The organism is Janthinobacterium sp. 61 (assembly GCF_002846335.1).
Taxonomy (GTDB): domain Bacteria; phylum Pseudomonadota; class Gammaproteobacteria; order Burkholderiales; family Burkholderiaceae_D; genus Janthinobacterium.
This window is the reverse complement of the sequence record NZ_PJMQ01000001.1, coordinates 5,084,748-5,097,353: the sequence shown is the minus strand read 5'-3', so window position 1 is coordinate 5,097,353 and position 12,606 is coordinate 5,084,748. Positions and strand designations below refer to the sequence as shown.

Genomic DNA, 12,606 nt, shown 5'->3' with positions numbered 1-12,606 from the left:
AATATTCCCCTTAGAGCGCTTCGTTGCCGGTTTCACCGGTACGGATGCGGATGACTTGTTCCAGGTTGTAGACGAAGATCTTGCCATCGCCGATTTTACCGGTACGCGCGGCACCTTCGATCGCTTCAATGGCCTGGTCGACAATGGCGTCATCCACGGCCGCTTCAATCTTAGTTTTTGGCAAGAAATCGACGACATACTCAGCGCCACGGTAGAGTTCCGTGTGACCTTTCTGGCGACCAAACCCTTTGACTTCGGTGACGGTAATGCCTTGCACATTGATAGCCGACAAGGCTTCGCGCACTTCGTCCAGTTTGAACGGTTTAATGATTGCTGTAATCATTTTCATGGCATTCTCGCTTAAAAGGTTTTGGACACGGTCAGCACGAGACCGGATTTCGCCAGGTTCTTGCCATTCGGCGCCAGCGAAGTGATATTGGCTTTGACGTAGGCCAGGGCGACTGTTGCCACGCCGAAATCCTTGGTGACACCCAGCTTGTAATCGGTATAGCTGAGGGCATCGTTGTGCTCGACCTTCTGACGGCCCACATGCAGGTTCAGCAGATAACCTTCGTATACATCGATATTCGCGCCCACATCGAGGTAGCCGCTGTTCTTGCTGTCAGCCACGCCAAACAGATTGGTCGTCGAGTGCGAGTACTTGATGTAGGCCGGACCATAGCCGAGCTGGCCATACAGCTCGAAGGTGTTCGCGTTGGTGCTCAGCCCATTCGAGGGATAGAAGTAGTACAGGCCGCCCACATCGTAGGTGAAGTCCTTGCTGATCTCGCCACGCTTGCCGCCGTAGATATCCCATTCCAGGTTGGTATCGCCGCCGCCGTCCTTGATCCATTTGATGCTCGACAGCCAGGTGCCTACATACAGGCCCGTCGGATTGTGGGTGTAGTCGGCACCACCGCTGATGGCAGGATCGAGTCGACTTTGCGAGATCCCACGGTAACGATAGTCGCTGGTCAGCGCCACGTTATAGCTCACCACGTTATCAGGTACGGCTTCGGCCGCAGCAGGCGCTGCCACTGCATCCTGGGCCATGGCGCTACCGCACACGGCGGTCATGGCCAGCGTCAACGCTGCTACTAAAGTCATGTTCTTGGACAGATTCTTCATGGCGATTCCCTTTTATTGAACTTTTAAAGCGGTTGAGGTTTAAAATCTTGGCTGGAGATCACAAAGCGTTCATAGCTTCTTTAGCAGAATACGTGCCAGCTCTCTTGCCACCTTGACAGGTGCATTTCCGTCCATACATACCCTGCAAGCCGCCAGGACTGCGCTAATGGACTGCTGAAGCACAATGAACCGCCCAGTTTCGCACCAGATTAACGCCGCTGTGCACCGCAATGGTGCGATGCACAGGCCGCACCATAAAAGGACTGACCATGGACATGAATACCTTCTTTAACGACTTGCAAGGCAAGATCCATCAAGCCATCGAAAACTCGCCTGCCAAGGATATCGAGAAAAACGTGAAATCGATGATGACCCAGGGCTTCGCCCGTCTCGATCTCGTCACGCGCGAGGAATTCGATATCCAGGCACAAGTGCTGGCCAAGACCCGCGCCAAGCTGGACGCACTGGAATTGCGCCTGATCGAACTGGAAACGCGCCTGAACGACCCAAAGGCATAAAGTATCGCCAGCAAGGTCGCGTTATTGACAACCTTGCTGGCATACCTCAAGCCTGACACCTTTTCAAGGACTAGACTGATCCTGACCGCGCCCGCGCTAAAGGGGAGTCTGATGAGTCTGGCCGTCCTGAAAAGCCGCGCCCTGGCCGGCATGGAGGCACCCGAGGTAAGTGTCGAAGTCCACCTTGCCAATGGCTTGCCCTCCTTTACGATAGTCGGCCTGCCGGACACCGAAGTGAAGGAATCGCGCGACCGCGTCCGTGCCGCGCTGCAAAACTGTGGCTTTGACATGCCGGCGCGGCGCATTACGGCAAATCTGGCGCCTGCGGACCTGCCCAAGGAATCGGGCCGCTTCGACTTGCCCATTGCGCTGGGCATCCTGGCCGCCTCCGGCCAGTTGCCAGGCGACCAATTACACCATTACGAATTCGCGGGGGAACTGTCGCTATCGGGACAGCTCCGCCCCATCCGTGGCGCACTGGCCATGACCTTTGCCATGCAGCGCAGCCAGGCTGGCGCGCCACGCGCCTTCATCCTGCCGCAGGCGAACGCGGGCGAGGCGGCGCTGGTCAGTGATGCCTGCATCTATCCCGCCCACAGCCTGCTCGAGGTCTGCGCCCATTTTGCCGCGCATGCCAGCAAGACCGCCCTGCAGCGCCATCAGCCCTTGCTGGCAGCGCAGGTTTTTGCGTATCCCGACTTTGCTGACGTACAGGGGCAGCAGCAGGCGCGGCGCGCACTGGAGGTAGCGGCCGCAGGCGGCCATAACGTGCTGATGGTGGGGCCACCGGGCGCGGGCAAAACCATGCTGGCCAGCCGCTTCCCCGGCGTGCTGCCGCCCATGAGCGATGAAGAGGCGCTGGAATCGGCCGCCGTGCATTCCCTGAGCGGCCACTTCAAGGTGGAACACTGGAAACGTCGTCCCTATCGTGCCCCGCACCAGACGGCGTCCGGCGTGGCCCTGGTGGGTGGCGGCAACGTGCCGCGCCCGGGAGAAATCTCGCTGGCCCACTGCGGCGTGTTGTTTCTCGATGAAATCGCCGAATTCCAGCGCCGGGTACTCGATGTCTTGCGCCAGCCCATGGAATCGGGCGTCATCAGCATTTCGCGCGCGGCCCGCCAGGCCGAATTTCCTGCCCGCTTTCAGTTGATCGCCGCCATGAATCCCTGCCCATGCGGCTATCTGGGCCACGCTTCCGGCCGCTGCCGCTGCACACCGGACGCGGTGCTGCGCTATCACAGTCGCCTGTCCGGCCCGCTGCTCGACCGTATCGACTTGCAAATCGAAGTTGCCGCCATGCCGCCAGCGGCGCTGGGCAGGCACGCAGGCGCTGGCGAAAGCACGCAAGCCATCGCCACCCGGGTGGCGGCAGCCTTTGCCTTGCAGCTGGCACGCCAGGGAAAATCGAACCAGCGCCTGAGCAACGTGGAAATCGAACAGCATTGTCGCCTGGAGCCACATGGCGAACAGTTGCTGCATGGCGCCATGACGCGCCTGCACTGGTCGGCCCGCACCTACCACCGGGTACTGCGCGTGGCGCGCAGCATCGCGGATCTGTCGGACAGCTCCGCCATTACGCCGCCGCATGTCGCCGAAGCGATCCAGTACCGGCGCGTACTGCGTGAAATATAAGGCGACTGGTAAACGCCACACGTGCGCGATTGCGCGTGATTGGCGGCACTGCTACCATCTGCTGATGAAAAAACCATCACTTGCCCTCTTCCTTGCCATGCTCGCTACAGCCTGCACGCTGGCCGCCTGCAGTCCGAAATTCGACTGGCGCGACTATCGCAGCCCCGACGCCCAGTTCACGGCCCTGTTTCCAGGCAAGCCGGCCGTGCTGACGCGCGAGATCGATCTCGATGGCAAGAAAGTCAGCCTGACCATGACAGCGAGCGAAATCGATGGCAATACCTTCGCCATCGGCAGCGCGGTGCTCGACAGCGCAGAACAGGCGCAAGCTGCCCTGCCCGCCATGCAGACAGCTCTGTTGAAAAATATCAACGGCACCGTGCGCAGCGAAAAAACCGCATCGGCGGCCAGCAGCACTGCTGCCGGAACGCACCAGCGCACTTCGCTCAGCATCGAGGCGAGCGGCACGCAGCAAGGCAAGCCTGTCTTGCTGGTCGGCCGTTTCGTGGCACAGGACAAGCACATCTTCCAGATCATCATTCTCGGTGAAGAGCGCAAGCTGTCGCGTGACACCATCGACACTTTCATGGACTCAGTGAAACTGGATTGAGACTTAATGATCGCTTAAACAGGCAGCTGCCTGGAGCAGCCGCCCTTGTAAATACGTGTGCTGTCCAACAGATAGCCCTATCCGGCTCGCAAATGCGTCATCCGGGCAATCGGACAGCCTGTGCAATATTTCAAGTCGTGATATTGTTTCGACACTAACAACAAGTTTCAGAAAGCGCTTATGTTGATCTCATTCAAATCCAAATCCTCCCCTGAAGTGCTGATGTACCAGGAACATGCCCAGCGTATCCTCGACATCCTGCACAAAAACCCCACCCGCGGCGTGATCACGCCGACGGAAGCGGGAGATGCCCTGGCCTTGCTGGAAAAGGAAGTCGCGGAAAGCAAACTGCATCCGGAGAACGACATCGAACACGATGCGCATACGCCTGAATCGCTGGAAGATGGCGAAACGGGCACCCATGCGCGCGCACAGAAAGTGCATTTTTCGCAGCGTGCCTACCCATTGATGGAAATGCTGCGCTCAGCCAAGGCGGAAGGTGAAAGCATCACCTGGGGCATCTAGTTCGATGAACACTGAAGACGAAAAAAAACCCCGCGCACGCGGGGTTTTTTTATATAACAAGCCTGACGATAACCTACTTTCACACTGGTTGCAGCACTATCATCGGCGCAAAGTTGTTTCACGGTCCTGTTCGGGATGGGAAGGGGTGGGACCAACTTGCTATGGTCATCAGGCATAACTTTTTCAACAGCCGGCTCCCAACGGGGCAGCAAACCATCTGATCTGAGGAGGCGAATTATATAGCAATTCGCCTCAATGCGGTGCCAAAAGCCCCGGTTTTTATTGAAATAAATCTCCAGACGAAAAAAAACCCCCTCCCGGCAGCAAGATGACATCATGGCATCTTGGCACTGGAGGGGGTTTTTCTCTACTACGAATAACAAGCCTGACGATAACCTACTTTCACACTGGTTGCAGCACTATCATCGGCGCAAAGTTGTTTCACGGTCCTGTTCGGGATGGGAAGGGGTGGGACCAACTTGCTATGGTCATCAGGCATAACTTGTACTGGCATTTGTCCTCAATTGAGCGACAAAGCCTGAATCTGGAAGAAGCAAAGATTAGGGTAATGAATAGTAGTATCAACAAACTCACAACGTTGTACCGTCTTATCCTCTGTACCTGCTAAGGTTATAGGGACAAGCCGTACGGGCAATTAGTACTGGTTAGCTTAATGCATTACTGCACTTCCACACCCAGCCTATCAACGTCCTGGTCTCGAACGACCCTTCAAAGAGCTCAAGGCTCTGGGAAATCTCATCTCAAGGCAAGTTTCCCGCTTAGATGCTTTCAGCGGTTATCTCTTCCGAACTTAGCTACCCGGCAATGCCACTGGCGTGACAACCGGTACACCAGAGGTTCGTCCACTCCGGTCCTCTCGTACTAGGAGCAGCCCCCTTCAAATTTCCAACGCCCACGGCAGATAGGGACCAAACTGTCTCACGACGTTTTAAACCCAGCTCACGTACCACTTTAAATGGCGAACAGCCATACCCTTGGGACCGGCTACAGCCCCAGGATGTGATGAGCCGACATCGAGGTGCCAAACTCCCCCGTCGATATGAACTCTTGGGAGGAATCAGCCTGTTATCCCCAGAGTACCTTTTATCCGTTGAGCGATGGCCCTTCCATACAGAACCACCGGATCACTATGTCCTACTTTCGTACCTGCTCGACTTGTCAGTCTCGCAGTTAAGCACGCTTATGCCATTGCACTATCAACACGATGTCCGACCGTATCTAGCGTACCTTCGAACTCCTCCGTTACACTTTAGGAGGAGACCGCCCCAGTCAAACTGCCTACCATGCACTGTCCCCGATCCGGATAACGGACCAAGGTTAGAACCTCAAACAAACCAGGGTGGTATTTCAAGGTTGGCTCCACGAGAACTAGCGTCCCCGCTTCAAAGCCTCCCACCTATCCTACACAGATTGGTTCAAAGTCCAATGCAAAGCTACAGTAAAGGTTCATGGGGTCTTTCCGTCTAGCCGCGGGTAGATTGCATCATCACAAACATTTCAACTTCGCTGAGTCTCGGGAGGAGACAGTGTGGCCATCGTTACGCCATTCGTGCAGGTCGGAACTTACCCGACAAGGAATTTCGCTACCTTAGGACCGTTATAGTTACGGCCGCCGTTTACTGGGACTTCAATCAAGAGCTTGCACCCCATCATTTAATCTTCCAGCACCGGGCAGGCGTCACACCCTATACGTCCACTTTCGTGTTTGCAGAGTGCTGTGTTTTTATTAAACAGTCGCAGCCACCAGTTTATTGCAACCCTTTCACCCTCATGGAGTAAACCAATCAAGCTACCGGGGCGTACCTTTTCCCGAAGTTACGGTACCAATTTGCCGAGTTCCTTCTCCCGAGTTCTCTCAAGCGCCTTAGAATACTCATCTCGCCCACCTGTGTCGGTTTGCGGTACGGTCTCGTATGACTGAAGCTTAGAGGCTTTTCTTGGAACCACTTCCGATTGCTTCGTGAACAAGTTCACTCGTCTCAACCCCTTGAATTCCGCACCCGGATTTGCCTAAGTGCCTTCTATGAGCCAAAAACCAACTATTCCAACAGTTGGACAACCTTCCGCGATCCGTCCCCCCATCGCATCATACGACGGTGCAGGAATATTAACCTGCTTCCCATCAGCTACGCATCTCTGCCTCGCCTTAGGGGCCGACTCACCCTGCTCCGATGAACGTTGAACAGGAAACCTTGGGCTTACGGCGTGGAGGCTTTTCACCCCCATTATCGCTACTCATGTCAGCATTCGCACTTCTGATACCTCCAGCATCCTTTACAAGACACCTTCGCAGGCTTACAGAACGCTCTCCTACCATATATATCTGTGATAAATCACAGAACAATATCCGCAGCTTCGGTGACTGGCTTAGCCCCGTTACATCTTCCGCGCAGGACGACTCGATCAGTGAGCTATTACGCTTTCTTTAAATGATGGCTGCTTCTAAGCCAACATCCTGACTGTTTTAGCCTTCCCACTTCGTTTTCCACTTAGCCAATCTTTGGGACCTTAGCTGGCGGTCTGGGTTGTTTCCCTCTTGACGCCGGACGTTAGCACCCGACGTCTGTCTCCCAAGCTCGCACTCATCGGTATTCGGAGTTTGCAATGGTTTGGTAAGTCGCAATGACCCCCTAGCCATAACAGTGCTCTACCCCCGATGGTGATACTTGAGGCACTACCTAAATAGTTTTCGGAGAGAACCAGCTATTTCCAAGTTTGTTTAGCCTTTCACCCCTACCCACAGCTCATCCCCTAATTTTTCAACATTAGTGGGTTCGGACCTCCAGGGCGTGTTACCGCACCTTCATCCTGGCCATGAGTAGATCACTTGGTTTCGGGTCTACACCCAGCGACTGATCGCCCTATTCGGACTCGATTTCTCTACGGCTTCCCTATGCGGTTAACCTTGCCACTGAATGTAAGTCGCTGACCCATTATACAAAAGGTACGCAGTCACGGAACAAGTCCGCTCCTACTGTTTGTATGCACACGGTTTCAGGATCTATTTCACTCCCCTTCCGGGGTTCTTTTCGCCTTTCCCTCACGGTACTGGTTCACTATCGGTCGATTACGAGTATTTAGCCTTGGAGGATGGTCCCCCCATATTCAGACAGGATGTCACGTGTCCCGCCCTACTTGTCGTACGCTTAGTATCACCGGTCTGATTTCGAATACGGGACTATCACCCGCTACGGTTCCTATTTCCAGAGGATTCTTCTATCAGTCCGACTATCACGTACAGGCTCTTCCCATTTCGCTCGCCGCTACTTTGGGAATCTCGGTTGATTTCTTTTCCTGCAGCTACTTAGATGTTTCAGTTCGCCGCGTTCGCCTTGCATACCTATGTATTCAGTATGCAATACCCTAAAAGGGTGGGTTGCCCCATTCGGAAATCTGCGGATCAAAGTGTGTTTGCTCACTCCCCGCAGCTTATCGCAAGCTACTACGTCCTTCATCGCCTGTAATCGCCAAGGCATCCACCATGTGCACTTATTCGCTTGTCCCTATAACGTTAGCCTCTCATTATTTGCATAATGAAAGAGCGCTACAGGGATAAGAAAGTACAACGTTGTTGCTTGTTTGTTGATACATACAATCATTACCCATCGATTTGCTTTTTACGGCAAACCAATCAATAAATAATCTTTACTTCTTCCAGATTGTTAAAGAACGAAACAGCTTTGATCGCTAAAAGATCAAACCTAAACCCAAGTCTTGTTGACTGGCTTACGTTTGCACTTTCGAGTAAAACTTGGTGGAGGATGACGGGATCGAACCGACGACCCCCTGCTTGCAAAGCAGGTGCTCTCCCAGCTGAGCTAATCCCCCTGGGTGTGTTACTGGAAGGTCTGGCTGGACTAGTGTCCACCTTACCCCCGGGTTTGTTTTACTGGTAGGGCTGGTTGGACTCGAACCAACGACCCCCGCGTTATCAACACGGTGCTCTAACCAGCTGAGCTACAGCCCCAACGCGGAACTACTACGACTACTGTTTCTTCTTAATTAAACAGCCGATAAGTGTGAACATTTGATGCGTGAATCATTACTGATTCGTGCAAACTCTAGAAAGGAGGTGATCCAGCCGCACCTTCCGATACGGCTACCTTGTTACGACTTCACCCCAGTCACGAATCCTACCGTGGTAAGCGCCCTCCTTGCGGTTAAGCTACCTACTTCTGGTAAAACCCGCTCCCATGGTGTGACGGGCGGTGTGTACAAGACCCGGGAACGTATTCACCGCGACATGCTGATCCGCGATTACTAGCGATTCCAACTTCATGCAGTCGAGTTGCAGACTACAATCCGGACTACGATACACTTTCTGCGATTAGCTCCCCCTCGCGGGTTGGCGGCGCTCTGTATGTACCATTGTATGACGTGTGAAGCCCTACCCATAAGGGCCATGAGGACTTGACGTCATCCCCACCTTCCTCCGGTTTGTCACCGGCAGTCTCATTAGAGTGCCCTTTCGTAGCAACTAATGACAAGGGTTGCGCTCGTTGCGGGACTTAACCCAACATCTCACGACACGAGCTGACGACAGCCATGCAGCACCTGTGTACTGGTTCTCTTTCGAGCACTCCCAAATCTCTCCGGGATTCCAGCCATGTCAAGGGTAGGTAAGGTTTTTCGCGTTGCATCGAATTAATCCACATCATCCACCGCTTGTGCGGGTCCCCGTCAATTCCTTTGAGTTTTAATCTTGCGACCGTACTCCCCAGGCGGTCTACTTCACGCGTTAGCTGCGTTACCAAGTCAATTAAGACCCGACAACTAGTAGACATCGTTTAGGGCGTGGACTACCAGGGTATCTAATCCTGTTTGCTCCCCACGCTTTCGTGCATGAGCGTCAATCTTGACCCAGGGGGCTGCCTTCGCCATCGGTGTTCCTCCACATATCTACGCATTTCACTGCTACACGTGGAATTCTACCCCCCTCTGCCAGATTCTAGCCTTGCAGTCTCCAATGCAATTCCCAGGTTGAGCCCGGGGATTTCACATCAGACTTACAAAACCGCCTGCGCACGCTTTACGCCCAGTAATTCCGATTAACGCTTGCACCCTACGTATTACCGCGGCTGCTGGCACGTAGTTAGCCGGTGCTTATTCTTCAGGTACCGTCATTAGCAAAAGATATTAGCTCTCACCGTTTCTTCCCTGACAAAAGAGCTTTACAACCCGAAGGCCTTCTTCACTCACGCGGCATTGCTGGATCAGGCTTTCGCCCATTGTCCAAAATTCCCCACTGCTGCCTCCCGTAGGAGTCTGGACCGTGTCTCAGTTCCAGTGTGGCTGGTCGTCCTCTCAGACCAGCTACTGATCGATGCCTTGGTAGGCTTTTACCCTACCAACTAGCTAATCAGATATCGGCCGCTCCACGAGCATGAGGTCTTGCGATCCCCCACTTTCATCCTTAGATCGTATGCGGTATTAGCGTAACTTTCGCTACGTTATCCCCCACTCTAGGGTACGTTCCGATATATTACTCACCCGTTCGCCACTCGCCACCAGAGCAAGCTCCGTGCTGCCGTTCGACTTGCATGTGTAAGGCATGCCGCCAGCGTTCAATCTGAGCCAGGATCAAACTCTTCAGTTTAATCTCTGTTACTTTGCCATTTTATTGGCACCGTCTTGCGACGGGTCGCTCACTCAAAAAACTGACAGGCTACTTCCGAAGAAGTATCCTATTTCATTATTTCTTGTGAACATTTGATATTTTAAGTTAGACGCCAATCCGAAGATTGACGCTGCACTTACATCAAATGCCCACACTTATCGACTGTTAATTGTTAAAGAACTGTATTCGGTTACTGCTTTCGCGCTATCGACAAAGCGTTGTGTTTGTCAGCTGCGAAGAAGGAAGAGTATGAAGCATTTCAGCACAATCGTCAACTCCCTCTTTTACTGCCCAGCCCCTGAAGGCTGTCCCTTTTGTGCCGCAAACTAGTGCGTCTCATCGGGGAGCCGAATCATATCAAAGACCGTCGAAGTTTGGCAAGCGCTTTTCCAAGAAAGCGTGCATGCCTTCTTTTTGCGCGGGCGTACCAAAGGCGGCCTGGAACAAGCGACGCTCGTAGGCAACGCCATCAGTCAGGGTGGTTTCAAAGGCGCGGTTGACGCAATCCTTGATCATCATGGCGACCGAGGTGGGCATGGCGGCGATGGTCTTGGCAGCGGCCAGCGCTTCTTCCAGCAATTTATCGGCCGGTACCACGCGCGATACCAGGCCGATGCGTTCCGCTTCCACTGCATCGATGGTGCGTGCCGTCAGCAGCAGATCCATGGCCTTGGCCTTGCCGATGGCGCGCGGCAGACGCTGCGTGCCGCCAGCACCTGGCGTGACACCCACCTTGATTTCCGGCTGGCCAAATTTGGCGCTGTCGGCAGCGATCAGGAAGTCGCACATCATGGCCAGTTCGCAGCCGCCACCGAGTGCGTAACCCGCTACGGCGCCCACTACGGGTTTGCGCACGCGCAAGATATGCTCCCAGTTGCGGCTGATATAACCCTGGGTGAAGGTGTCCGGATAGGTGTAATCGGCCATGGCGGCGATGTCGGCGCCAGCGGCAAACGCCTTTTCGCTGCCCGTGAGCACGATACAGCCGATATTGTCATCCGCGTCGAACTTCAACAGGGCGTCGCCCAGCTCATTCATCATGTTGTCGTTCAAGGCGTTGAGCGCCTTCGGGCGATTCAGGCGGATGACCGCCACTTTGTCCTGGATGTCGATGATCAGGTCTTCGTATTGCATAGTGTCTCCTCTCGATGAACGGTGTGACGATTGTAGCGGCTAACGGCAGCGGTGCGACAGGCGCACTGCTATTATTGTGAGCCCGATCACCTTTATCGAGCAGCGTATTTTCACCTCCCTCTTCCAGTACTGCGCCCGCTACCTGCGCGGCGACGGCAGCGTCGCCAGCGTCAATTTTCGCCGCCTATGGTTCAGCAACGGCCTCAATTGCTTCGGCGCCCAGATCACCTCGCTGGCCCTGCCCCTGTGCGCGGTGCTGCTACTGCATGCGACGCCGGAACAGATGGGGGTGCTGGTCGCCCTGCAGGCGCTGCCGTTCGCCCTCTTCGGCTTGCCCGTCGGCGTACTGCTGGACCGGCGCAGCAAGCACCCCATCATGCTGCTCAGCGAAAGCATGTCGGGCCTGGCCCTGGCCAGCGTGGCGGTCGCCTACTGGTGCGGCGTGCTGTCGATGCCGTGGTTATATATAGTGGGATTCATCATCGGCACGGGCTTTGTCGTCGGTGGCGGCGCCGAACAGGTTTTCCTGACCTTTTTGGTGGGCCGCGATGGCTTGATCGATGCGCAGTCGAAATTTGCCGCCACCGAATCGGCTTCGCGCCTGATCGGTCCCGGCCTGGCCGGCGTGCTGGTTCAGGTCTTGTCGGCGCCCGTCGCCATCCTGTGCACGGCTTGTGGCTATTTGGTTTCGGTCTGCAACCTGCGCGCCATGAGCGTGCGCGACCCGCGTCCCGCGCCGTCCGACAAGCACGCCCTGCGCGACATCGCTGACGGCTTGCTGTTTGTCTGGCGTGAACCACTGCTGCGCGCGCTGGCCTGGGGCGCCGGCATCTGGCACTTCCTGTTTTACGCCAGCATGGCTTTGACGGTGCTGTTCGCCACGCGCGACCTGGGCATGAGTCCTGGCGTGCTGGGCATGACGCAGATGCTCGGTGGCGCCGGCGTACTGCTCAGCGCCTTTATCGTCAAGCCGCTGACGCGCCGCTATGGCGCCGGCAGAACCATCCTGATCGGACTCGCTTCCACCTCCGTGTGCTTTGCCCTGACGCCCACCATCCCCGCCGCCTTGTTCGGCAGCACAGCCGCCAGCGCCGTGGCATATGCCGTGCTGATGTTCTTTTTTGATTGCGGCGTGATGCTGTTCTTTATTCCCTACCTGGGCTTGCGCCAGAAGGTTACGCCCGACCCCATGCTGGGCCGCATGACCTCGACCATGCGTTTCCTGACGGTGGCGACGGCGCCGCTGGGCGCGCTGGCTGCCGGCTGGGTAGCGCAACACTTTGGCGTGCGCAATGGCCTGGCGTGCATCGCGGCAGGCGGCATTGCACTGACCATCGCCATGGTGTGGTGCACGCCGCTGCGTAGCGTGCGCACCTGAAGCGACGAACGGGCATACACTGCTGAAAGATTGCCTTGGCGAC

General features: G+C 55.4%; 8 protein-coding genes, 2 tRNA genes and 4 rRNA genes. 5 read left to right on the top strand and 9 right to left on the bottom strand.

All coding sequences use genetic code 11. The annotated features are described in order from the left end of the window. Positions 1–10: 10 nt before the first annotated feature. Positions 11–349, bottom strand: a complete 339-nt coding sequence (locus tag CLU92_RS23125; protein ID WP_010393464.1) for a P-II family nitrogen regulator — start codon at positions 347–349, stop codon at positions 11–13. 11 nt (positions 350–360) lie between these two features. Continuing rightward, positions 361–1,128 (bottom strand): TorF family putative porin, encoded by a 768-nt coding sequence (locus CLU92_RS23120; protein WP_101483763.1) that lies wholly within the window; start codon positions 1,126–1,128, stop codon positions 361–363. 269 nt (positions 1,129–1,397) lie between these two features. Here CLU92_RS23120 and CLU92_RS23115 point away from each other — a divergent pair, with 269 nt between their 5' ends. From CLU92_RS23115 to CLU92_RS23100, 4 genes are all read left to right on the top strand, one after another. Next, positions 1,398–1,646 (top strand): accessory factor UbiK family protein, encoded by a 249-nt coding sequence (locus CLU92_RS23115; protein ID WP_035824443.1) that lies wholly within the window; start codon positions 1,398–1,400, stop codon positions 1,644–1,646. A gap of 111 nt (positions 1,647–1,757) precedes the next feature. Continuing rightward, positions 1,758–3,278, top strand: a complete 1,521-nt coding sequence (locus CLU92_RS23110) for a YifB family Mg chelatase-like AAA ATPase (protein WP_101483762.1) — start codon at positions 1,758–1,760, stop codon at positions 3,276–3,278. Positions 3,279–3,342: 64 nt separating this feature from the next. After that, a complete protein-coding gene (locus CLU92_RS23105) occupies positions 3,343–3,888 on the top strand; it encodes a hypothetical protein (protein WP_257561460.1) in 546 nt (181 codons plus the stop codon). Between the two features lie 180 nt (positions 3,889–4,068). Further along, positions 4,069–4,413: a DUF1840 domain-containing protein gene (locus tag CLU92_RS23100; RefSeq protein WP_101483760.1), complete on the top strand. Its 345-nt coding sequence runs from the start codon at positions 4,069–4,071 to the stop codon at positions 4,411–4,413. 60 nt (positions 4,414–4,473) lie between these two features. Here CLU92_RS23100 and rrf (CLU92_RS23095) read toward each other — a convergent pair. The 7 genes from rrf (CLU92_RS23095) to CLU92_RS23065 all read right to left on the bottom strand — a co-directional run bounded on the left by rrf (CLU92_RS23095) (position 4,474) and on the right by CLU92_RS23065 (position 11,185). Then, positions 4,474–4,586 (bottom strand): 5S ribosomal RNA (rrf, locus tag CLU92_RS23095). Between the two features lie 210 nt (positions 4,587–4,796). Further along, positions 4,797–4,909: ribosomal RNA gene (gene rrf, locus CLU92_RS23090) — 5S ribosomal RNA — on the bottom strand. Positions 4,910–5,047: 138 nt separating this feature from the next. After that, a 23S ribosomal RNA gene (locus tag CLU92_RS23085) occupies positions 5,048–7,937 on the bottom strand. 249 nt (positions 7,938–8,186) lie between these two features. Next, positions 8,187–8,262: transfer RNA gene (locus CLU92_RS23080), tRNA-Ala, on the bottom strand. A 62-nt stretch (positions 8,263–8,324) separates the two neighbouring features. After that, positions 8,325–8,401: transfer RNA gene (locus CLU92_RS23075), tRNA-Ile, on the bottom strand. A 98-nt stretch (positions 8,402–8,499) separates the two neighbouring features. Further along, a 16S ribosomal RNA gene (locus tag CLU92_RS23070) occupies positions 8,500–10,030 on the bottom strand. The 16S, 23S and 5S rRNA genes sit together here with 2 tRNA genes alongside, the layout of an rRNA operon. A gap of 378 nt (positions 10,031–10,408) precedes the next feature. Next, on the bottom strand, positions 10,409–11,185 hold the full coding sequence (locus CLU92_RS23065) for an enoyl-CoA hydratase (protein ID WP_101483759.1): 777 nt from the start codon (positions 11,183–11,185) through the stop codon (positions 10,409–10,411). A gap of 76 nt (positions 11,186–11,261) precedes the next feature. Here CLU92_RS23065 and CLU92_RS23060 point away from each other — a divergent pair, with 76 nt between their 5' ends. Beyond that, positions 11,262–12,563, top strand: a complete 1,302-nt coding sequence (locus CLU92_RS23060) for an MFS transporter (RefSeq protein ID WP_257561456.1) — start codon at positions 11,262–11,264, stop codon at positions 12,561–12,563. Positions 12,564–12,606 lie beyond the last annotated feature (43 nt).